General features: G+C 49.6%; 23 protein-coding genes. 18 read left to right on the top strand and 5 right to left on the bottom strand.

What is annotated here, in order from left to right:
* Positions 1-142 precede the first annotated feature (142 nt).
* From CGZ75_RS08760 to spoIVB, 4 genes are all read left to right on the top strand, one after another.
* On the top strand, positions 143-610 hold the full coding sequence (locus CGZ75_RS08760) for a hypothetical protein (protein WP_245850747.1): 468 nt from the start codon (positions 143-145) through the stop codon (positions 608-610).
* Positions 611-613: 3 nt separating this feature from the next.
* Positions 614-1,063, top strand: coding sequence for a transcriptional regulator AhrC/ArgR (ahrC, locus tag CGZ75_RS08755; RefSeq protein WP_089523818.1), 450 nt, complete (start codon positions 614-616; stop codon positions 1,061-1,063).
* A gap of 34 nt (positions 1,064-1,097) precedes the next feature.
* Complete coding sequence (gene recN, locus CGZ75_RS08750) at positions 1,098-2,798, top strand: DNA repair protein RecN (protein WP_089523817.1); 1,701 nt, start codon at positions 1,098-1,100, stop codon at positions 2,796-2,798.
* A gap of 117 nt (positions 2,799-2,915) precedes the next feature.
* On the top strand, positions 2,916-4,241 hold the full coding sequence (gene spoIVB / locus CGZ75_RS08745; RefSeq protein ID WP_089523816.1) for a SpoIVB peptidase: 1,326 nt from the start codon (positions 2,916-2,918) through the stop codon (positions 4,239-4,241).
* A gap of 321 nt (positions 4,242-4,562) precedes the next feature.
* Here the strand turns inward: spoIVB and CGZ75_RS08740 are convergent, their stop codons facing one another.
* Positions 4,563-5,714, bottom strand: a complete 1,152-nt coding sequence (locus tag CGZ75_RS08740) for an IS4 family transposase (protein ID WP_089523815.1) — start codon at positions 5,712-5,714, stop codon at positions 4,563-4,565.
* A 178-nt stretch (positions 5,715-5,892) separates the two neighbouring features.
* Between CGZ75_RS08740 and spo0A the strand changes: the two genes are divergently transcribed.
* The 4 genes from spo0A (at position 5,893) to CGZ75_RS08715 (ending at position 9,931) form a co-directional block, all read left to right on the top strand.
* Complete coding sequence (gene spo0A, locus CGZ75_RS08735) at positions 5,893-6,714, top strand: sporulation transcription factor Spo0A (protein ID WP_089523814.1); 822 nt, start codon at positions 5,893-5,895, stop codon at positions 6,712-6,714.
* 640 nt (positions 6,715-7,354) lie between these two features.
* Entirely contained in the window at positions 7,355-8,215 is an 861-nt protein-coding gene (locus tag CGZ75_RS08725; RefSeq protein WP_281255109.1) for a cache domain-containing protein, read from the top strand.
* Entirely contained in the window at positions 8,175-9,359 is a 1,185-nt protein-coding gene (locus CGZ75_RS08720) for a hypothetical protein (RefSeq protein WP_089523811.1), read from the top strand. The genes CGZ75_RS08725 and CGZ75_RS08720 overlap by 41 nt, the downstream gene beginning before the upstream one ends.
* A gap of 146 nt (positions 9,360-9,505) precedes the next feature.
* Positions 9,506-9,931 carry a hypothetical protein gene (locus CGZ75_RS08715; RefSeq protein WP_089523810.1) on the top strand — a complete coding sequence of 142 codons (426 nt, stop codon included), beginning with the start codon at positions 9,506-9,508 and terminating at the stop codon, positions 9,929-9,931.
* 629 nt (positions 9,932-10,560) lie between these two features.
* Here the strand turns inward: CGZ75_RS08715 and CGZ75_RS08710 are convergent.
* Complete coding sequence (locus tag CGZ75_RS08710; protein WP_089523809.1) at positions 10,561-10,845, bottom strand: DUF2627 family protein; 285 nt, start codon at positions 10,843-10,845, stop codon at positions 10,561-10,563.
* Positions 10,846-11,061: 216 nt separating this feature from the next.
* On the opposite strand from CGZ75_RS08710, the gene lpdA reads away from it, so the two are divergent.
* The 5 genes from lpdA (at position 11,062) to lipB (ending at position 16,816) form a co-directional block, all read left to right on the top strand.
* Entirely contained in the window at positions 11,062-12,489 is a 1,428-nt protein-coding gene (gene lpdA, locus CGZ75_RS08705; RefSeq protein ID WP_089523808.1) for a dihydrolipoyl dehydrogenase, read from the top strand.
* A 101-nt stretch (positions 12,490-12,590) separates the two neighbouring features.
* On the top strand, positions 12,591-13,613 hold the full coding sequence (locus CGZ75_RS08700; protein ID WP_089523807.1) for a thiamine pyrophosphate-dependent dehydrogenase E1 component subunit alpha: 1,023 nt from the start codon (positions 12,591-12,593) through the stop codon (positions 13,611-13,613).
* 2 nt (positions 13,614-13,615) lie between these two features.
* Complete coding sequence (locus tag CGZ75_RS08695) at positions 13,616-14,599, top strand: alpha-ketoacid dehydrogenase subunit beta (protein WP_089523806.1); 984 nt, start codon at positions 13,616-13,618, stop codon at positions 14,597-14,599.
* Positions 14,600-14,682: 83 nt separating this feature from the next.
* Entirely contained in the window at positions 14,683-16,101 is a 1,419-nt protein-coding gene (locus CGZ75_RS08690; RefSeq protein WP_089523805.1) for a dihydrolipoamide acetyltransferase family protein, read from the top strand.
* Positions 16,102-16,129: 28 nt separating this feature from the next.
* The gene (gene lipB / locus CGZ75_RS08685; protein ID WP_089523804.1) at positions 16,130-16,816 is read left to right on the top strand and encodes a lipoyl(octanoyl) transferase LipB; all 687 of its coding nucleotides are present in this window, start codon (positions 16,130-16,132) and stop codon (positions 16,814-16,816) included.
* 65 nt (positions 16,817-16,881) lie between these two features.
* On the opposite strand, the gene prli42 is transcribed toward lipB, so the two are convergent.
* Positions 16,882-16,977 (bottom strand): stressosome-associated protein Prli42, encoded by a 96-nt coding sequence (gene prli42, locus CGZ75_RS25150; RefSeq protein WP_157694225.1) that lies wholly within the window; start codon positions 16,975-16,977, stop codon positions 16,882-16,884.
* Positions 16,978-17,151: 174 nt separating this feature from the next.
* On the opposite strand from prli42, the gene CGZ75_RS08680 reads away from it, so the two are divergent.
* Positions 17,152-18,291: a M20/M25/M40 family metallo-hydrolase gene (locus tag CGZ75_RS08680; RefSeq protein WP_089523803.1), complete on the top strand. Its 1,140-nt coding sequence runs from the start codon at positions 17,152-17,154 to the stop codon at positions 18,289-18,291.
* On the opposite strand, the gene mciZ is transcribed toward CGZ75_RS08680, so the two are convergent.
* On the bottom strand, positions 18,273-18,467 hold the full coding sequence (mciZ, locus tag CGZ75_RS08675) for a Z-ring formation inhibitor MciZ (protein WP_176444734.1): 195 nt from the start codon (positions 18,465-18,467) through the stop codon (positions 18,273-18,275). The genes CGZ75_RS08680 and mciZ overlap by 19 nt on opposite strands.
* Positions 18,468-18,546: 79 nt before the next feature.
* On the opposite strand from mciZ, the gene CGZ75_RS08670 reads away from it, so the two are divergent.
* From CGZ75_RS08670 to fur, 3 genes are all read left to right on the top strand, one after another.
* Complete coding sequence (locus tag CGZ75_RS08670) at positions 18,547-19,128, top strand: NUDIX hydrolase (protein ID WP_089523801.1); 582 nt, start codon at positions 18,547-18,549, stop codon at positions 19,126-19,128.
* A gap of 233 nt (positions 19,129-19,361) precedes the next feature.
* The gene (spoIIM, locus tag CGZ75_RS08665; protein WP_089523800.1) at positions 19,362-19,991 is read left to right on the top strand and encodes a stage II sporulation protein M; all 630 of its coding nucleotides are present in this window, start codon (positions 19,362-19,364) and stop codon (positions 19,989-19,991) included.
* Between the two features lie 87 nt (positions 19,992-20,078).
* Positions 20,079-20,537: a ferric iron uptake transcriptional regulator gene (fur, locus tag CGZ75_RS08660; protein WP_089523799.1), complete on the top strand. Its 459-nt coding sequence runs from the start codon at positions 20,079-20,081 to the stop codon at positions 20,535-20,537.
* A 130-nt stretch (positions 20,538-20,667) separates the two neighbouring features.
* On the opposite strand, the gene CGZ75_RS08655 is transcribed toward fur, so the two are convergent.
* Positions 20,668-22,014: a S8 family peptidase gene (locus CGZ75_RS08655; protein WP_089523798.1), complete on the bottom strand. Its 1,347-nt coding sequence runs from the start codon at positions 22,012-22,014 to the stop codon at positions 20,668-20,670.
* Positions 22,015-22,157: 143 nt separating this feature from the next.
* Between CGZ75_RS08655 and CGZ75_RS08650 the strand changes: the two genes are divergently transcribed.
* Positions 22,158-22,391 (top strand): DUF4227 family protein, encoded by a 234-nt coding sequence (locus tag CGZ75_RS08650; RefSeq protein ID WP_089523797.1) that lies wholly within the window; start codon positions 22,158-22,160, stop codon positions 22,389-22,391.
* Positions 22,392-22,645: the final 254 nt, after the last annotated feature.

Below are 22,645 nucleotides of genomic sequence, written 5' to 3'. Positions count from 1 at the left end.
TTTTCCCTCTTTACAGACAAACGCATGTTCTGGTATTCTGATTGCAGCAAACAAATGTTCGGGGACTCTCTCCCCTAGCCTGGAAGGATAATCCTATGTCCGAATAGAAGTCTACCCTCATCACGAACCAGGAGGAGATATCTTGGACGGGATCGTTATGATCGCGGCTGCGCTGTTGATCGGCTTTTGGGTTTATCGGGCTTTTTACAACTGGCTTCATGAGCCGAGGGGTATAAAGCGACTTGTGTTAGGACGGGGAGAGATATTAGCGCCGGATGACCCTCATGTGTTATTTCTTGAATCACAAGGATATGAGGTCGTCTCGGGGAAACACCGCGTTCCGCTCGTCGTAGATTTGGACGGGCAGGAGATGTACAGCCGGCTGTACGTGGACTATATAGTGGTCCGTGATGACAGCATGTATGCGGTGAAGCTTGTGCGGGACCGCCAGCCGATGGAATGGACAGGCAGCGGATTAAGAGACCGTCTACTCGTATTTACACTTCTGCTTCCGGAGCTGGAGGGTATACTGATCGTGGACAATGAGTACAACACCATAAGAACGGTTAAGTTCGATATTAATGTAGAACCTAAACTAAAGGAGGCCTGAAGTATGAAGGGATTGCGACATGTAAAAATTCGCGAAATTATCGGACGCAATGTAATTGAGACCCAGGACGAGCTTGTGGACGCGCTTCGCACGGCTGGCCTACAGGTAACGCAGGCAACGGTCTCAAGAGACATCAAGGAATTGCAGCTCATCAAGATTCCTTCCGAGGATGGCCGTTACAAATATTCACTTCCTCAGGAACAGCGTTTTATTCCTGTTAATAAGCTTAAGCGTTCCATGCTGGACAACTTTCTTCATGTTGACCAAGCAGACAATCTGGTTGTCATGAAGTGCCTTCCAGGCACGGCCAATGCTATTGCTTCCTTGGTTGACGGCATGGAATGGCCCGAAATTATGGGAACGATCAGTGGTGACGACACGCTTTTGTTAATATGCCGCAAAAAAGAGCATGGCAATAAAATTGTCGAGCAACTACTTGGAATGATGAGCTAACTAGAACTCTAATTGGATCGAAGGAGTGTTATCTATGCTTCGTGAATTGTCCATCCGCAACCTTGCCGTAATTGAAGAAGTTACAGTGGGGTTTCATGACGGTTTTCATGTCCTCACAGGAGAGACTGGGGCCGGCAAGTCCATTCTGATTGACGCGCTTATTCTGCTTATTGGTGGAAGAGGATCTTCGGATATGGTTCGTTACGGATGTGACAAGGCGGAGATGGAGGCCTCCTTTGACCTTCCCTCTTCCCATCCGGTTTGGCATGTACTGGACAGGCTTGGCTTGAAGGGATCTTCGGAAGATTTGCTTACCATTCGCAGGGAACTTTCGGCTCAAGGCAAGAGCTCTTGCCGTTTAAATGGTTCCATAGCCAACCTGACCATGCTTCGCGAAGTCGGAGAGTGTCTCGTTAATATCCACGGCCAGCATGAGCATCAATCGTTGCTGCGCAGTGAGCAGCATTTGGAATGGCTTGATCTTTTCGCCGGCGAAGAGGTAGCAGCATTGAAGAAGCAATATCAAGCGGCCTTTTTTAAGTATGGTGAGCTTCGCAGTTCGCTTAAGAGCACGATGGATACGAGCCGCCAGAATATGCAGATGCTCGACTTGTATAAATTCCAGATGGAAGAGATCCGTTCGGCCAGCCTTCGCGTAGAGGAATGGGATCAACTGCAGGAGGAAAAGGACGTTCTTGGTCATGCCGATAAGATCATGACCCACACTTCTGAAGCATACGAGTTACTGAATGACAGCGGTGCATTAGACGCGTTCAGCACGGCCATCGAGAAGCTGGAAGAAATTTCGGGTTATAACCCAGCCTTACTCGGTCCACTGATGGAGCAGCTTAAGAGCGCTTATTACCAGGCAGAGGATGCTGCACATCAGCTTCGCGGATATCGGGAGAATATTCAGAGCGATCCGGTACGGCTTGCTGCAATCGGAGATCGGATCAATCTGATCAACAGTCTTCGTCGCAAATACGGAGACAGCATACCGGATATTATGGCTTATTACAAAAAAATCAAACATGAAGCTGATTTAATCGAGAACCGGGATGAGCATATCCAATTTCTGAAGAAATCCCTTAAGGAAGCTCATGCTGTTTGTTCACAATATGCGCTTGACCTTTCTCTTAAACGGCAGTCCGCTGCTGAGTTGCTGTCCGCATCGGTGGAAGCACAGCTCAAGGACCTCGGAATGAGCCGGACTCAATTCAGAGCCAATGTGGAGACGCATTCAGCGGATGAGCCCCTTAAGCTTACTCTTCATGGAATTGATGAAGCAGCCTTTTTGCTTGCACCTAACCCAGGGGAACCGCTTAAACCGCTCAGCAAAATTGCTTCCGGCGGCGAGATGTCGCGTATTATGCTGGCACTTAAGAGCATCTTTGCCGAGATTGACCAAGTACCGGTTCTGGTGTTTGATGAGGTCGATACCGGTGTCAGTGGACGAGCCGCTCAAGCAATCGCGGAGAAAATGTCGCAATTATCTGGCAAATGCCAAGTGTTTTCAATTACCCATCTGCCTCAAGTGGCTTGCATGGCGGATTTCCATTATGAGATCAGCAAGGATGTCGTTCGAGATCGGACTGTCACTTCCGTAAAGGAGCTGAGCGATCGGGGACGGATTGAAGAGCTGGCGCGGATGCTCGGCGGTGTAGAAGTTACGGACAAAACAAGGCATCATGCACAAGAAATGCTTGTACTGGCAGATCGACAAAAAGGAGCCTAATGTCAGCCTTTCAGGGAATGTTTTATCGGACATAAATCAGGGGGGGCGGGGTACCTTATAGGTACGCAATTGGCGAGACCAATCGTCAAGCGATGGAACTACAGGGAGCGTGAGATCATGAACGCCAACCAGCGGAAGCGGTGGTTCGGACTAGTTCTCGTATTCTTCGTTTGCATGATCGGCATCTCCAGTCCGTTCCTGAATTATGCCTCGTTTCCGAATGAACTGCGTTTGTTCTCCGGGCAATTGAAACGGCTGGAATACAACATGCCTGTCCATGCGGACATGACGGTGGATTCAAACATCCTTCATGTAAATGGGAAAGCTGAGCATCGCCAAGTGCTTGATTTGCAAAAGCCGATTTCGATCGAACCGCGTCAAAGCGGTCGAGCTACAATGTCCCTGAAGCTGTTTGGCAAAATTCCTTTTAAAACGGTACATGTCGATGTCGTCCCTGATCTTAAGGTGATACCAGGTGGACAAACCATTGGTGTCAAAGTGAAGTCCTCCGGTGTCCTTGTTGTTGGCCATCATCTTGTACATGAAAACGCCGATACTAAAGTTTCTCCGGGAGAGATAGCTGGCATCCGTTTAGGTGATCTAATTATGGAAATTGACGGTCACAGAGTCCGTGAAGTCAAGCAAATTGCAAAGTTCACCGAACAAGCGGGAAGCAACCAGCATCCGATGAAGCTTACGATCAAACGTTCAGGAAAACTCATGTCCGTTAAGCTTAAGCCTGCTTACGACTATGAGGATAGTGCGTGGCGGATTGGACTGTATATTCGCGATTCAGCTGCAGGTGTTGGTACGTTGACCTTCTTTGCCCCTGATCAAGGCGTCTATGGCGCATTAGGCCATGTAATCACCGATCTCGACACAGGTACGGCAATTGAGGTGGGCGAGGGTCAAATATTAGAATCCAATGTTACGTCGATCAACAAAAGTCAAAACGGTGAGCCAGGAGAAAAACGAGCTACATTTGTAAATGAAGCGAATATTTTGGGCAATATCGAGCGTAATACGCCATTTGGCATCTTTGGCAAGATGGGGCAGCTTCCAGGTCACAGCTATCAGTCCGAAGCAGTACCGGTCGCTTTTTCTGAAGAGGTTCAGGAAGGTCCAGCTGAAATTCTGACCGTCCTCAATGGACAGAAGGTTGAACGGTTCAAAGTTCAAATCAGTCATGTGAGTAAGCAGAAGCAGCCTGCAACAAAAGGGATGGTTATCAAAGTTACCGATCCTAAATTGCTGGAGCTGACTGGAGGTATTGTACAAGGAATGTCGGGCAGTCCAATCATTCAAAATGGAAAACTGATTGGAGCTGTAACCCATGTATTTGTCAATGATCCTTCATCGGGTTATGGTTGTTTTATTGAATGGATGCTTCAAGATGCTGGCATCATGTTGCGTACAGCTAACAAAAATCTCAAGGCTGCTTAGCCCTGAGATTTTTGTTGTTTGTATGTCGAAAAATATCTCATAAGGTCAATAAATGTAGTAAATTATTTATTATACATAATCAAGTTGGAAAAAGAAAGAAAAATAATATTCGACAGAAGGAAATCAATCTGAGCTGTCGAATCGATATAATAAGCCACTAGCGTTGCATAAACCTTCACAATAAAATAAATTGAATATTCAAACACACTATCGATGTCAACAAAACCAAAAGGTCGAACTCCTCTCAAAGGTAGTCCTGTCCATTTGGTAGTTTATGTATATTCTGCTACGTGAATACCAACAGGCCTCAGGCCCTTTTGCTCAGGTTGAATTCAACCTTCGGCGTCCTGCCGACTTGCGGCTCGGTGGCCGATGAATCCGCCTTAACCATTGCTCTGCCGGCTTCCACAACAGTACCCGGAGCCAGCGGCTTAGCATCAGCAGCGAATGCGGCGTCTGCGTCTTTTTTTTCACCAGCACGAGCAGGCAGTAGGCAATGAGCGCCATCCAGACCTGGTTTTGCACGGCCCGTTCGCTGGTGCCGTAAAACCGTTTGATTCGAAGATGCTGCTTCATCCACTTGAAGAACGTTTCAATTGCCCAGCGGCTCCGGTACATATCCGAAATCTCGTCGCACGTCAGTTCGAAGCGGTTGGTCACTAGGATGAGCAGATTTCCTTCCGAATCCGCCGTTTCAATCATGCGGTACTCCCGCTTAGCCCGCTTGGACGCCGATCCGATCCGTACGCGTTCATCCATCGTCACCCTGCTTTCCATCGGGATGGGGAAGGATTCTAGGGGTTCAATGACAGCGTTGTTTTTCAGCCGGGTGACGAAGTGGATGCCGCGCTCCGTGTAATCATCGAACGCCTTGTAATCCACATAACCGCGATCGAATAGATACGTGGCGCCTTCCTCGTCGATAAGGGCGTCCATCTGTGTACGGTCGTTTTTCTTCGCCGTCGTAATTGTCGCACGCTCAGGCAGAACGCTCTCTTTCCCCATAAACGCCAGACGTAGATGAATCTTAATGCCCGCTTTGGTTTGACGGAATTCGGCCCATTTGTATCTCTGCAGGCACAGGGAAATGGTGGTCGAGTCGATCACCTGGACGGTTTTACGATCTGCAGCCGTGGCGCCTTCGCTACGTAGGACCTTCCTGGCTAGCTGCTCAAACAGATTTTCGAGCAAGGCAGGATTCACCTGGTTGTTCTTGCGGCATAGCTGGCTAAACGAGATGGACTCAAAACCCAGTTCTTGCTGAAAGTCTTTGCTCAGGACATCATCTGCAATGCTCCGGAGTCCTTCGCGCTGTTGAAGCTGGGCATGCAAGAATAGTTTCAAATAGGCCGGAACCGTAAGCTTCTTGACGTAGGCATCTGCGTGATTCTGAGCAAGTTGATCTAAAAACGTTGTTGAAAAAATGGGTGCAACCCATTTACCAAATGAAGAAAATAGGGTATCCTTATCCATGCGCTGATCCTTTCAGTGGATTATGGACAGGAACTACCTCCCATACCCATTGTAAAGGATCTTTTTTTGTGTCGAAATAGGGAAACTGAAGATTTTGAACATTCGGAAATTATTTATGCAACGCTAGTGATAATAAGCAAATAACAGACTATCTCAACGTGATGAAGGAGGATCAACCTTGTCTAAGATTGAAGTATTACTGGCCGATGATAACCGTGAATTCACCAATTTATTGTCCGAATATATCTCCGAACAGGATGATATGGAAGTAACTGGTATTGCCTACAACGGTGAAGAAGTGCTGCGTCTGCTCAAGGAAACAGATCGTATTCCGGATGTACTGATTCTGGATATCATTATGCCTCATCTTGACGGTCTTGGCGTTTTGGAACGTTTACGCGAAAGCAGTATTCAACCGATGCCCAAAATCATTATGCTTACGGCATTCGGCCAAGAAAATATTACGCAAAAAGCGGTTCAGCTTGGTGCTTCATATTACATTCTGAAACCGTTTGATATGGAAATGCTTGCCAACCGAGTTCGTCAATTGGTCGGCAATCAAAATGTAATGTCGACATCGTCATCTAGTGCCTTCTCCAGCGCTTCTTCTTTGATCAAGTCCAATGTGGTACCGATTGCCAAGGGCAAAAATTTGGACGCCAATATTACGAGCATAATTCATGAAATTGGTGTTCCTGCACATATTAAAGGTTACCAGTATCTCCGTGAAGCGATCACGATGGTGTACAACAATATTGAGATTCTGGGTGCAATTACGAAAACGTTGTATCCAGCCATTGCGGAGAAGTTCAAAACGACTCCTTCTCGTGTAGAGCGCGCTATACGGCATGCGATTGAAGTCGCTTGGACGCGCGGTAACATTGACAGCATCAGCCATCTGTTCGGCTATACGATCAACATCAGCAAGTCAAAACCTACCAACTCGGAATTTATTGCGATGGTTGCTGACAAGCTTCGGATTGAGCATAAGGTTAGCTGAACTTAGACAGGGTAAGGGTTTTGAAGGATTGAGTCTAGATCAATTTGACCAACCTCATCAATATAAATTTGATCTAGGTCAGGCTCTATAAATCTTCCGTCATGATATGTATAAAAACACTCCTTTATTGGTTGCTTCAAAAACCAATAAAGGAGTGTTTTTATTTTGACCGAATGGCACTCCCAACAACTTAATAGGAGTAAGTCCGATGAGCATGTGTGGTAAGATCTTGCACTCCCTGTCTCGGCTTGATTCCACTTATTCAGGAAATAATTGAAGACGAAACGGGCGTAGCCAATCGTTTTTATGGATGCGCTAAAAAACGCCGATTCAGCTCCACCTTGTAGAAGAGGGAGTCTTCTCTGTTATTTTAAGATAAATAGAAGAACTGCATGCCTTATAATCGGATATAATATTGCATAATAAGCTTCCGCAATTATCTTTTACAATATGAGCATTAATGAGGAGATATTTTTATGCTGTGGAAACGCAATAAAGTTATGTTATTTCGCAATCAGCTGCTCTTGTTGTTCTTTCCCATTATCTTCATTCCAATTATATTAGTCGGTTATCTGTCGTATGAAATTTCCTTATCCGTCCTTCAAAAGAAATCGATATTCGACGTTAGTCGAATTTCCAGATTAACGAGTATATGAACAAGACGTTAGGGGACATTAACCGAATAAGCCGGATGCCTTTATATTCCGATGATATCCGTAAAATTGTCATGAAATACGCCATGGATCAAATTGACTTCCCGGATCCTAAAGATCAGACTTACATGAATCGATACCTCGTCAATTTGCAGTATCAACATAGCGACATTCGCCGTATCACGATTTTTACCGAGGGCAATGTCTACTTCACCAAATCCTTCATTTCATCCCATGAACCTTTCATCGAGCCTTGGAAGGATCAGGCATGGTTCCAAACGGTTAAATCCAAAAAAGACCCTTATGTGTTTGCAGCAGAAAGATTTGTACCAGAGAAAGAGCAATTTTTCACGTTTGCCCGCCAAATTAAAAATACGGAAAACTTCGATGTGATCGGTGTGATCCGAATTGATGTTGACTCGTCCGTCATTAAGAAAATGATTGATATATCCCAAGTGGATAATGAGACGGAATTTATGGTTTTTGATGAAGAAGGAAATTTGATTTATCCAAACGCATCTCATCGGTTAAGGCAAACGATCGGATCTTTACATGATTTTAATCAAATTCCGAATATGGAGAAAAGCAGTATTTCCATAAATCAAGAAAAATTTTTCTTGTCCAGAGCGGTCTCCAAAACATCGGGTTGGACAGTTGTTGCGATGGTCCCGCAAAAAAGTCTCTTGGTGGAAGTCGACTCCATTCGCAAGACAACAATAATTGTGGTCATAGTTACACTGCTTATCGCCCTGATTTCGCTTGCGATATTGGTGATGCAAGTTACCAAAGTCGGTCGGATCCTGGATTATGGACGCCCATCTCCTCGCTTATTTAACAGATCGTTATGAAATCGTTGCTTCATGCAATTGCAAAGATCAATGGGGAACGGATGGCTATACGCTGTGGGGCGGCTATTACAACCAAGCTTTTTACCCGAGCCGGTTAAATAGCTTCATGCCTGCGCAGACAAAAGCACAGCAAATTCCGGTACCTGTATTCCGTATGTTAGGAAGTGATCCGATCTATCAATATGATTTGGACATGCTTGATGAGAATGCGATCCAAGAGGTAGTCACACTTGAACCAGTCTATGCAGGAGCGGGGGAGGGGAGCGGCGGACGAGGCGGAGGAGGGAATCCCTATTGGGTGCAGTGGTTTTTCGATTTAAATTTTCGCGCACCAGCACTTTCGTTCGGGTACACGCAAGTTGGGCAGGAGAATTCCTTCGGCTGGCCACGGATCAAAGACGGCTTGATCGACCAAATCGGCCTTTTGCAAACCTGGCAGGAACGCGGCGAACTTATCGTAGAGACGCTTGCGGATTCAGGCACCTGGTTTAAGGCGGAGCATGAGGTCACACCAGCCTCTGCGATTACGGCGCTTCACTATTGGAAGGAAGAAGGCCGCAAATCCATCTGGTATTGCAGTCGATTTTATCGCTTGAATTTGTTTTGGGAGGATCAGCAGGCGTATATTCGCGATTTTCATATTTTTGATGAGCGTTATGCTGAACGTTATTTGCATGAACCATGCCGCACCGCGGACAGCATCTATGATACACTCCCCGTGATGGACGGTGCGAGGTGGAGCAACTCGCTTATCAAGGCGGGGATCTGGCCCATGGTCCGTTCGTCCGATGGTGAGCTTGTGCCGCTTCGATGTCAGGAAGATTCGCTCGAAGTGACGGAAGTTTCGCAGGATGAGCTGTTGATGGTCGCCGAGATCATAGAAGGCGGCACACTGAGAATTAACTGTTCGCAGAATTCGGTAACAATCATGGCGGACCAATGCGACTGGGGGCTGCAGATGATCTGGAGCGACCGAAAACAGGAGCCGCATATGATAGCAGCCAGCGATGAGATCGGCTACGAATATAACGGATATCACTATACGGTACACTGCAAAAAAGGAGATGTCGGCGAGTTATCAAAAGGGGCGGGTTCAATTTGGATTCAGCCTGAGTCGGGCGTAATTCAATTTTGTCTTATCTAAAATTTGATGTTCAAATTCCGAGCCGTAAAATGGCTCTTTTTTTATGTGTGTAAAGCCTAGCCACAGTATATATATATCCATCATATACCAATTATCTGCTATATGATAGGACAAATGGGTTCATATACCTAAAATGGAGGTTTGACATGGGAAAAAGAAGAGTCGGAATTATGTTAAGTTTGATCGTTGCCGTCACTCTCGCCGTTCAGCCGCTGTCAGCAGCTTCCAAAACAACAAAAGTAAAAATCACGTTTGTCAGTGCGGAGCTTGTTGAAAATAATCATGTTGGAAATGAGTGGTGGTCGGGCGGCTACGTCAATGGTAAGGAGCTCAAAGAAGGAGGCTCCGTTACTCTTACTTTGAAAGGCTCGGATACGATCAAGCTTAAAGCTGAAGCTCAAGAGCAGGATAAAATTCCTGAAGATGGAGAGGCAAGTAAGTCCATTAAAGTTTCAACTATAAAAAAAGGCACCGTAACAAAAACTTTGGATGTAACCGTCGTAGAAAATCGGGGACGTTATTCTGGCGAGCAAGCAAATTGGGAATTCACCTTTAAAATTCAAAAAGTATGATTTAAATAATTAGTCTCAGACAGTGTTCGTTGAGAGAAGTATTGACTTATTAATCGATATCATTAGACTAAATCCGACAAAACACGTTCATTGACAAGGATGAGTATCAAAGTATACTAGTAATTGGTAAATAAAAAAGACCGTTGGGCTGAGGCCCAACGGTTTCTGTTTCCAAGTGAAATTGAACTATTTTTTGGAACGCGATTTTGAAGATTTTTTGGCTTTGGATTTTTTGCGGGAAATTGTAGGGCCATTCTCATAGTTGAGTTGTTCGGCATTAAAAACGCCTTGTTCGTAGACATTGTCTTGTTGACCATAAACAAATGGTGTTGGAATTGGTTCCGGAAGTGGTACAACCGGTTCTACTCTTTCATCGCGAAAGAAGTACCTATTCTCATAACAGCGAACTGGAACAGCGTGGTAACGTGTTACGACCTCAATAGGTCTAATGACTCTAATCTTTTGGCGACAATAAACATCACGGTAAACAGTTTCAACCGGCTCTTCCACTGTCTCTGTAGGGAAAAATCTGTTACAACGGCAGCACATTTAAAGCAGCTCCTTTCCTTCTCGGATAATTGTATAGTACGAGGAGGAGCAGGAATTTGCCTGTGCCATAGCCTTATAAATCAAACGTTGGGTCTTGGACGTTTCTTTTTGAAGCGTGGAGCAACATAATTATGCTTGCGATCACGGAAGAAGATCCAACCGCCAATGAAACCGATTCCGATAACGAACAGAATAAAGCCAATGATGAACGGAATCCAATTGAAGTCCGGTATGACGGAGTCGTTGCCGAATTCCGCCAAATAATCAAAGGTGGCAGTTTTCATCTGTAAAAAACCGTAACAGGCGATTATGCCAGGTATGACAAGAATAAGAATAGCAACAAACCTGGAAATGACAACTTTCATGGTGTTCTCTCCTTAATTCAGCCTGTATGCGTCTTAAGATACACAACTCAAGATGCAGGTTTAGCTCGTTTAATAATACTTCAACATAAGCTTGCTTGTCCATGTAGTGTTATTCAGCCGTTAAAAAAGGTACAATACTCTCTAGCTTTATCAAATGAGTTGTAACATTTATAGAAACTGCGCGGCCCGGCCGTGCTTGGGAAAGGGAAAGATGCAATGCCAATTCAAGTGGATGTTGCTGTGCTCGGAGGCGGTCCTGGCGGTTACACGGCTGCAATTAGGGCTGCTCAGGAAGGCAAAAAGGTTGCGATCGTTGAACGGAGCCAATTGGGAGGAACCTGTCTTCATAAGGGCTGTATTCCAAGCAAAGCTTTGCTGCGAAGCGCAGAAGTTTATGCCTCCCTGCTGCATGCCGATACATATGGAATCAAAATTGATCGAGAAGCGTTCAAACTGGATTTTGGTGCTGTCCAGGCCCGCAAAGAAAAGACGGTTGAACAGTTGCATCGCGGGCTCATTCAGCTAATAAAAAAACATGGAATTGAAGTCATTTACGGCAAAGGAAGAATTGTCGGTCCTTCGATTTTTTCTCCGAAGAGTGGTTCACTTGCTGTTGAGCTTGATAATGGTGAGATGGAATCGGTCGTCTCCCGACATCTGATCGTTGCAACGGGCTCCAGACCTCGTCAATTACCAGGACTTGAGGCAGATGGTGTTCATGTGCTTACTAGCGATGACGCTCTCAAGTTGGAAGCCTTACCGGAAACGCTGCTTATTGCAGGTGGTGGGGTTATCGGCGTTGAATGGGCCAGCATGCTGAGCGATTTCGGAACGAAAGTCACATTAGTTGAAGCTGCTTCTCGTCTGCTGCCGGCAGAGGATCCGGATGTATCGGCTGCTATAGCCAAGGCGCTGGGCTCCCGCGGCGTGCGCATCCTGACTGGGGCAACAATTCAGGCCGACTCGCTCGTCAGTGGCGATGCTGGTGTAACCATTACCGCGAAGATTGGTGAAACCCAAGAAACTCTCACTGCGGACAAGCTGCTCGTCTCAGTGGGCAGGCAGGCGAATGTTGAAAGCATCGGTTTGGAAAACACAGATATTGCGGTTAAAAATGGATGGATCAAAGTAAAATCAACGCTTCAGACTGGCGAGCCGCATATTTATGCGATCGGCGATGTAACGGGTGGCGTTCAGCTTGCGCATGCCGCTGCTCATGAAGGCATTTTTGCAGTGGAGCATTTGCTTGGTCTTGATCCACAGCCGCTTGCTGATCATCGTATTCCGCGATGCGTATACAGCCGTCCAGAAACAGCCAGTGTCGGTTATACGGAGGAGCAAGCCCGTGTTAAAGGGCATGATCCTGTTGTGGCCAAAATTCCATTCGCTGCTATAGCCAAAGCGATCGTGCAAGGCGACACCGAGGGTTTCGTAAAGGTGATTGCCGATAGAAACAGCCAGGATCTACTTGGGGTCCATATGGTTGGAGCGCATGTGACCGAGCTGATTGCCGAAGCGTCGCTGGCGCAGTATTTGGATGCAGTTCCTTGGGAAGTTGGATCGAGCTTCCATCCACATCCGAGTCTGTCAGAAGCGATGGGCGAAGCGATGCTCGCGATTAACGGCAAAGCGTTGAACTTTTAGGCCCCGCGGCAAAGGTTTCCTTTTATCGCTTTCAGCGTTATAATACTACTATCAAGTATTAGTACCAGGTATTAAACCTGGAATGAAGAGGAGGTTCTTCCATGAGCCGACCACAAGTTGAATCACGGCATCGCGAGTTAGGCCTGTCTGATCAGGATGCCATCGATATGTATTCGATGATGAGGAGCGCCCGGATGTTTGATGAGCGAGTGCTACTGCTGCAGCGCGCGGGCAAAATCAATTTCCATGTCTCCGGCATCGGCCAGGAGGCTGCTCAGGTAGCGGCTGCTTGGGCGCTGAACCGAGAAGAGGATTATTTTCTGCCGTATTACCGAGATTATGGATTCGTCCTTTCCGTCGGGATGACGCTGCGTGAACTGATGCTTTCGGTATTCGCCAAAGCGGAAGATCCGGCAAGCGGCGGCCGGCAAATGCCGGGCCATTTCGGCCATAAAAAGCTAAGAATTGTGACTGGTTCTTCACCGGTTACGACCCAGGTCCCTCATGCTGTCGGCATCGCTTTAGCTGCCAAAATGAAGGGCGAGAAGCTTGTCAGCTTTGTTACTTTCGGGGAAGGATCGAGCAATCAGGGCGACTTCCATGAAGGCTGCAACTTTGCTGGTGTGCATAAGCTACCGGTCATTCTGATGTGCGAAAACAACCAATACGCCATTTCTGTCCCGGTGCACAAGCAGCTTGGCGGCAAAGTGGCGGATCGCGCGCTTGGTTATGGCTTTACGGGACTGCGAGTGGACGGCAACGATGCACTGGCCGTTTTCCAAACGGTCAAGGAAGCCAGAGAACGCGCCTTGTCTGGTGAGGGCCCAACGCTGATCGAAGCGATGATGTATCGTTTGTCGCCTCATTCGACGTCGGACAATGATTTGGCTTACCGCACGAAGGAGGAAGTGGAGGAGAACCGCGCCCGCGACGGCGTGATTGCCTTCAAAAAATACCTGATCCAGTCTGGCATATGGAGCGAGCAGCAAGAAGAAGAACTGGCTGCGGTTATCCGGCAAGAGATGGATGAGGCGACTCGTTATGCGGATGAAGCCCCGTTCCCGACCCCGGAGAGCACCCTCTGGCATGTATACGCGGGCGATGCGCCACAGGAGGGATATTAATCATGCCGGTTATGGACTATATAGAAGCGATTCGTGTTGCCATGAAAGAAGAGATGGAGCGCGATCCGGATGTGTTCGTACTAGGTGAGGATGTCGGCGTTAAAGGCGGCGTCTTTACGACGACCAAAGGGCTGCAGGAGCAGTTCGGCGAGGCCCGCGTTATGGATACGCCGCTGTCGGAGTCAGCTATCGCAGGCGTGGCTATCGGTGCGGCTATGTACGGGATGAAGCCGATTGCCGAGATGCAGTATTCCGATTTTATGTTTCCTGCGACGAATCAGATCATCAGCGAAGCGGCCAAAATCCGTTACCGGTCCAACAATGATTGGAGCTGTCCAGTTGTCATTCGCGCTCCGATTGGTGGTGGTATTTTTGGAGGGCTGTACCATTCTCAATGTCCGGAATCGGTCTTTTTCGGCACTCCGGGATTGAAGATCGTGGCGCCATTCACGCCTGCTGATGCGAAGGGGCTGCTGTTAGCTGCTATTCGCGATCCCGATCCAGTCCTCTTTTTTGAAAATAAAAAATGCTACCGCCTGATAACCGGACCTGTTCCCGATGGGGATTATACGGTCGAGATCGGAAAATCCAATGTGCTGCGCGAAGGAGATGACATTACTGTCATTAGCTATAGCCTACCACTTCACTTCGCTATGCAGGCCGCAGAAGAGCTCGCCGAAGAGGGCATAAACGCCCATATTCTTGATTTGCGCACGCTTCAGCCACTGGACAAGCAAGGTATCCTCGAGGCGGTGCGTCGTACCGGCAAGGTCCTAATTATTCATGAGGATAACAAAACGGGCGGCATTGGAGCGGAAGTGTCGGCCATCATCGCCGAAGAGATGCTGTATGAGCTCGACGCGCCGATCCGGCGGTTATGCGGGCCAGACGTGCCAGCGATGCCGATCAACCCTCCTGGTGAGAAATTTTTCATGTTGAACAAAGATAAAGTGCTTGAGGCGATGAGGGAGCTGGCTCTCTACTAATTCGCTGCAAGTTCTACGCATAATGCATCCGTGGGCAGCACTGTCGCTTAGACTTAAAGCTGCTCACGGAAAGGAGCGATACGATGAAATCAGGAACTGTGCAAGAGATCGTCATGCCCCAGCTGGCGGAATCGGTCGTGAACGCCACTATCGAGCGTTGGCTGAAGCAGCCCGGCGATTCGGTAGGCATGTATGAGCCGTTATGTGAAATCATAACGGAGAAAGTCGGAGCCGAGATTCCTTCGACAATTAAGGGTACGCTCGTCAAGCTGCTCGTAGGCGCTGGCGAAACGGTCAATGTTGGCACGCCGATCTGCTTAATTGAGGTTGAAGCGGATCAAGCTGCAACTTCAGCTCCAGCTGCGGCTCAAGCGGCATCTGCAACTTCAGTGGGAGCAGAACAATCGTCCGGCGAAGCGACGAACCGCGCAGGTTTGTCAGCCAGCGCGGCGCGGCCGGAGCTTGGCGATGTCAGCATGCGGGGGCGCTACTCCCCAGCTGTATTGCAATTATCAGCTCAGCATAACATCAACCCCGCCGATGTACCGGGTACAGGTGCGGGCGGTCGCGTGACGCGCAAAGATATTCTGGCCTTTGTCGCAGGGGGCGACAAGGCGACGCAGAGCCAAGCTACTGGCCGTGAGGCGTCCGTAGCGGCAGCTTCAGCAACCTCAGCACAGTCGGCGATGCAGCCTGGTGATTGTATTGTTGAACCTCAAGGGCCGGTGCGCAGCACAGGTTTGCATCTTACCGAGCCGCCGCGTATTCCTAAGGTCGAGGTAGAAGCGCAGCAAGTTCCGGGTCGTGGTGAATATTTCATCGACGTGACGCCGGTGCGCAATACGATTGCCTCACGGATGCGCCAGAGCGTAAACGAGATCCCGCATGGCTGGATGATGATCGAAGTGGATGTGACCAATCTGGTCGTTCTGCGCAGCAAGCTCAAAGATGAGTTTATGAAGCGTGAGGGAACGAATCTGACGTATTTGTCCTTTTTCATCAAGGCGGTCGTCAATGCAATCAAGGATTTCCCGATCATCAACTCGGTCTGGGCTGTTGATAAAATTATCGTCAAACGCGATATCAATATCTCGCTGTCGGTAGGTACGGAGGATTCCGTTGTAACCCCGGTTATCAGAAACGCTGACCAGAAAAATATCGCTGGCCTCGCCCATGAGATCGAGACGCTTGCTCGTAAAACACGAGAGGGCAAGCTGAGGCTGGACGATGTGCAGGGCGGTACGTTTACGGTGAATAATACCGGATCGTTCGGGGCCATTTTGACTCAGCCGATCATCAACTACCCTCAGGCTGCGATCATTACTTTTGAGTCGATCGTCAAACGGCCGGTCGTCATCAATGACATGCTGGCTGTGCGTTCAATGGCGAACATCTGTCTGTCGCTGGATCACCGCATTCTTGACGGGGTTATTTGCGGACGTTTCCTGCAGCGGGTGAAGGAGAATCTCGAGGGCTTCAATTCAGAAACACAACTATACTGAAGCAGACATCCAGAGCAGGAGGACCCCAATGGACACAAAAAGCGAAGTGCGGCCGCTGGCTGCGCGCTATATAGATATTATCGACTATGGCGAGGCTTGGGACCTGCAAAAGGAGTACGTCAGCGAAATTGACAAGGGGGAGCGCGTGGAGACGCTGCTCCTTCTTCAACATCCACCGACGTACACGTTAGGGACGGATCGCCATCCCGAGCATCTGCTGCTTGCACCAGAAGTGCTGAGTGAGCGGGGGATCTCAGTATATGAGATCGATCGGGGCGGAGATATTACCTACCACGGTCCGGGCCAGCTCGTCGGTTATCCATTGATTTATTTGGATGCCAAGGGGCTCAACCTGCACGGTTTCCTACGTGATCTTGAACAAGTCATCCTAGATTGGTTAGCTGATTACGGCATCGTAGGCGATCGCAAGCCGGAGTATACCGGCGTGTGGGTCGGCGATGAGAAAATTGCTGCGATCGGCATCAAGTTCAATAAGTCGCGTCTGCGCAGAGGTTTCGTGACGAGCCATGGTTTTGCGCTGAATATTAAGGCTGGTATCGGGCAGGAAGGATTCTCAGGTATTGTTCCTTGCGGAATTCAGGAGTACGGAGTAACTTCTTTTGAGGATTTGACCGGAATTGAAATGGATCTGGAACGGGCTGCGCGAGAAATTCTGCCTCATTTCATGAAGCGCTTCGACTTCTCTCCGGGTTGAAACAACACCAGGTTACAACGAAAAACGGGACCCTCGCGCTGGCGTGCGAGCAGTCCCGTTCTTGCTTAAAGCAACAAGCCGATGCTGGATAAAATGGTGGTCACCAGGAGGGTGATCAGCACCACGTATACGACGATTTTGATTAAGCGTCCTTGGTTCAACTTGATCTTCTCCTTCCGGGATCGTCTTCCGCTCCGGAGGGGCGTGGGACAACCCATATATGGTCTATTGTAACGAATTTCACTGTGAAAAGCCACGGTTTAGCATGCTGAAGCTTAACATGATCTTGAGGCGTCAACAATTAAAATCCAATTTTATGAAAGGGTGGGAAAGGAATGATTAATCGCAACAGGCTGATTGAGGAATTCATGGAGCTTGTCCAAGTGGACAGTGAGACGGGTTATGAGGGAGCAATCAGCGAGCTGCTGAAGACCAAATTCTCGGGGCTCGGACTGAAGCTGGAAGAGGATGAGGCTGCAGTGGTTACAGGACATGGAGCGAACAATTTGTTTGTTACGTTGGAAGCCGTCGGGAAGGGGGACGCTCCGGTTGTTTTTTTCACCTCTCATATGGATACGGTTAGCCCGGGAAAAGGCATTAAGCCGCGCCTCGATGAGGACGGCTATCTCCGCAGCGACGGCACGACGATTCTTGGCAGCGACGACAAAGCTGGCCTCGCAGCGATGCTGGAGGCAATTCGCGTGCTGAAAGAAACCGGAGCCGAGCATGGCGAAGTACAATTTGTCATTACGGTAGGAGAGGAATCCGGCCTGGCCGGAGCCCGAGCGCTGGACCGCTCCAAGCTGCGTGCGGAATTCGGCTACGCCCTTGATTCCAATGGCGAAGTTGGTTCCATCGCGACTGCTGCGCCGTCACAGTCCAGAATCCAAATTCATGTGACGGGCCGCTCCGCTCATGCGGGGGTCAATCCGGAAGATGGTATCAGCGCTATCCAGGTGGCCTCCAAGGCAATCTCGCGCATGCCACTCGGACGAATCGACCGTGAAACAACAGCGAATATTGGACGGTTTGAAGGCGGCGGAGCAACAAATGTCGTTTGCGAATACGTTAAGCTACTTGCCGAGGCAAGAAGTCTTGACAAAGCCAAGCTGGAGCGTCAAATTCAAGCGATGAGGGAAGCTGTTGAGAAAACGGCAGCGGAGTTCGGTGCAACGGCAAAGCTGGAGGATGAGCTCATATATCCATCCTACAATTTTGTGCCCGATGCACCTGTCGTCCAAACGGTTACCGATGCGATTCGCTCTTTAGGTTTAACGCCGCGTACGTTCCAGTCCGGCGGAGGCAGCGATGCCAATGTATTTAACGGTCTTGGTGTGCCGACTGTCAATCTGGGTATCGGATACGAGCATATCCATACGACCAAAGAGCAGATTAAGGCGGATGATCTGGTTCTCACAGCGGAACTGGTTACGGCGATTATCGGCACTACCGCGGCTCAGCGCCGCTCCAAATAGGTTTGCAGCTTGCCGGAAGCACCGGAACCGGCATGGCGATTGCGGGACTTGGCGCCGGATTCGGGAGCGAGCAGGCGCTGCTCCCCCGTTTCTCGGCTTAGCTTACGCAACGTATGGCGGATTTCCCATGCTTTACCGACAAGCCGCAGTTCTTTTTCGCCCAGGTACATTTTCATTATCCATTCCGCCCCCCGCATCTAATTAATTCAACGTTATGCGGCAATAGGACAAGTTATGCTCAAGGAGGATAAGCAGATGAGTGATTCCCAGCAAACGGGCGGCCTGCCCGGTCCAGAAATTACGCTGTCCAGCGAAACAAAATTTGAAGGGCGTATCATTACGCTTCAGGTCCATCAGGTGCAGCTGCCGAGCGGCGCTACATCGACAAGGGAAATCATTCGGCATCCTGGTGCGGCGGCGGTCATTGCCATCGTGGACGGCAAGCTGCTGACCGTTGGCCAATACCGCAAACCAATGGAAAAATATCAAGTTGAGATTCCTGCTGGAAAGCTTGATCTAGGTGAGGATCCGGCGGTTTGTGCAGCACGTGAGCTGAAGGAGGAGACAGGCGTCTCCGCATCGTCTATGCGTTTGGTGGATGCTTTTTATACATCGCCGGGCTTTGCGGATGAGAAGGTGTATCTATATGTTGCCGAAGGGCTCGTCCAAGGCGACAGCCAGCCGGATGAGGACGAAGAGCTGCATGTAGAGGCGCTAACGATGGAACAGGCTCAGGATTATATCGAGCGGGGCATTATCGGCGACGCCAAGACGCTGATGGCCGTTTATCTGTGGAGATTATCGCAGCACACGGGCATGATTGGTTTGCGTGGGTGAACCTCTGGAAGCTTGATGTAGTGTGCTTCTGAGTTGTTATGCCGCTGCATGTTGCCTTAGAGCTGAGCCGGTAGGGTTGATTGCCGCTGCATGCTGCAGCGTATTGCAGCGTATTGCAGCGTATTGCTGAAAGCCTGAATACGGTTGCCTGCCGCAGCTGACCGTCATACTATGATTCGTACGAGCATAAGCTTTACCGTGACGGGACTGGCTTTAGGCAGGGAGGGGCGAATATGCTCGCAGCGGCGGGAGAGAAGTTCAAGGAGGAGCGGCTGCTGCTCCTTTTTTTGACGATATTGTTCGGAGCGGGAGTTGTGTTCGGGACGTTGCTGGCAAGCGGTCTGGATGAAGAGCAGCGTCGTATGTTGAATGAGGAGCTAAGTCGCTTTCTGATGCAACTTTCCCAAGGGCAATCCGTGGAGCGGGAAAGTGCGTTCTGGCAAAGCTTCTGGCAGCATGGCCGCTGGTTGTTGCTCATCGCGTTGATGGGGCTTGCGGTTATTGGCTTGCCAGTCATACTTGCGCTCAATTTTCTGAAGGGCGTATTAGTCGGCTTTGCCGTCGGAACGCTTGCTATTCAGCATGGAGGGAAAGGATTGGTGTTTGCCCTTTTATCCGTACTTCCGACCAATCTACTCAGCGTACCGGCATATTTGGCTGCAAGTGCAGCGGCTATTTCCTTTTCTTTGTTCATAATCCGCTGTAGGCTCATTCGCCGATCAGGCTCGCTGCTACCTGCCGCAGCCGCTCTTGTCGGTACAACCGCAATCATGCTGATCGTGCTTGCTGCAGCTTCCATGCTTGACGCATGGTTGTCGCCAGCGCTCATGGCCTGGGCATCGGGCTGGCTGATAACAGGCTGAATCATTGACTTCGCGCTCCTTTTGCAACTATAATAGATTCATAAGTGCCGGCGGCTAAGCCGGTTTTCTTCTGGCAGGGGGGAAGTCATGGAAGCCCGGATTGATTCCATTAAGCAGCAGCTCCAGTCGCAGGGCTACAAGTTGACCCCGCAGCGTGAAGCAACCGTACGCGTTCTGCTCGAGAACGAAGAAGACCATTTGAGCGCCGAGGACGTGTTTATGCTCGTCAAGGACAAGGCTCCCGAGATCGGTCTAGCTACCGTTTATCGTACGCTGGAGTTGCTCAGTGAGCTTCACGTCGTGGAGAAGATGAACTTCGGCGACGGAGTAGCCCGTTATGACTTGAGAACAGATAATAGCAAGCATCATCACCATCATCTGATCTGTGTACAATGCGGATCGATGGAGGAGATCAAGGAAGACTGGCTCGGACCTCTGGAAGAACGGTTAGAGATCGAATTCGGATTCACCGTACTGGATCACCGCCTAGATTTCCAGGGCATCTGCAGACGTTGTCGAGAGGTTAATGACTCTAAGAAACCTTAACAGCTCCGTATTCATCGTCCCCCTAACCGGGGTTGACGATGGATGCCGGAGCTGTTTGATTTTTATGGCGATGGAAGCTCTGGGTTCAGCGGATTGGCAGTTTTGCTTGGCGATTACATTTACGCATCATTTATTTTACCGGGTTGAATGCTGTGGCTGTTTTGCTCAGTTGCAGCAAGCCTTGGCCTTGAGAGGAGCTATTATAGTTCGGCAGCTTGCGGGTCCAGCGCTTCAGCATCGGAGCAACTTGTGAGCCCTTCATGCCTGGGTTGGCTGCCAGCAGCAGAGCTGCCCCACCGGCAACATGAGGCGTGCTCATGCTAGTACCGGATTCCGTTTTGTACCCGTCATTCAGCCAGCATGAGCAGATGCTGTCACCTGGAGCAGTCAGTTCAATTCCTTTGCCACGGCTGCTGAATTCGGCAATTTGATTACTCCGACCCGAAGCGGCCACGGCGATCGTCTCCGGGTATACGGCGGGGATATCGATACCACCGCTATTTTTGCCCGAGTTGCCTGCGGCTGCGACAAGTACGATTCCGTTTTTATGCGCTCGTTTTACGACGCGTTGCAAGGCGGGACTTTTCGTTCCAGAATCAGTTCCAAGGCTCATATTGACGACTTTCATCCGGTTTTTGATGCACCATTCCAATCCATCCAGGATGCTTGATAAGCTGCCGAGGCCTTTGTTGTCCAGCGCTTTTACAGCATAGAGAGAAACACCTGGAGCGACACCTAACGGTCCGCCGGAGCGACCCCGGCCTGCTGCAATTCCAGAGACATGCGTTCCGTGGCCGTTGTCGTCACGGTATGAGCTTCCGCTGATGACGTTGGCGCCGCCAGCAACGGTCAGATTGGGATGCGGACCGATGCCGGTGTCGATGACTGCCAGGCGAATTCCGCGTCCGAGTGTTTTTTTCCAAGCGGCCGGTGCTCCGACTCGTTGGATGTTCCAGGGGATGCGGCTTCCGCAGCCTTTGCTCGACTGGACTCTGGCCGCGATCTGACGGGAGCGAGAGCGCTGTTGTCGGGCCAGTGGCTTGTGACAGGATCTGCAGGGCTTACGGAATTTGCAGGACTCACAGGAAACATGCGATTTGCGGGTTTTGCAGGAGCTGCGGGATCTTTCGGAGCTACGCGATTTGTTGGATTCGAAGGACTCACAGGACTCACAGGACACGAGGGATTTGCGGGAGCCTTTCGGAGAAGCTCCTAAAGCCCGCATGATCACATCCTTTTCCAAACTGCTCACATGGTGATGACGGTGAAGTTCCTTCAAGCTGATACGTTGATCAAGATGAAGACATATGATGCAGCTCCCTCTCCAGGCGTGCGCCGGCTTGATGCCGGCCAGCTTAAGCTCCTTGATCGCTTCATCATAAGCTTTGCGACTGCGCAGCGAGATAATGTGCTTCTTGGTATGTTTACCGGGGCTGTTCGCCGCGCACTCGCATAGACATTTTCCAATGGACTTCATACGCCTTATTCCTCCCCTGAGTCATTCCCTCTCAGTGTATGGGGGCGTGCGGCTGGCGGATCGGGCTCATGGTAAGGCCGGAAGTGGACATATCCTGCTTGTCCGGCGCATACCTTGTCTGTGTGAAAGGGGGAGTCTCACGAATGATCGTCTCGGTACGCAGATGGTTGTCAAGGCTCGTATTTGCCGCGTTGTTCGCTTGCCTGACCGTGCTGGTTTATGAAAGCTTTCAGCTAGGAGCAAGCTGGATCCGTCCATTCGATCCCTATGCTGTTCCACAGGGCCAGGCACTGAAGGTGTTCGAGCTCAATGAAGCTCCGCCAGAGGGCGGTTCCATCACAGACCGGCTGCGCTGGTTCTATTACAATGGAGAGTGACGACGGTGAGCTTGCAGGCTGTCGCTGTGGCAACAATGCCCGGGCCAATTGGCTGCGGGCTTTTCACATTGGATTGAACAAGGTGGTCGCCCTGGGTACAGCTTCTTCTTTTACTTGGTTGTCTCATCCGAGTCACATTTCCGCTTCTCAAGTAACTTCGACTACTTGGTTCGCTCGTCCGAGCCACGAATCCGCTATTCAAGTAACTTCGACTACTTGGTTAGTCCGTCCGAGCCACGAATCCGCTATTCAAG

The sequence above is a fragment of the Paenibacillus herberti genome (assembly GCF_002233675.1).
Lineage (GTDB): Bacteria > Bacillota > Bacilli > Paenibacillales > Paenibacillaceae > Paenibacillus_O > Paenibacillus_O herberti.
The sequence above is the reverse complement of the archived record's forward strand: the minus strand, read 5'-3'. Positions and strand labels throughout refer to the sequence as shown.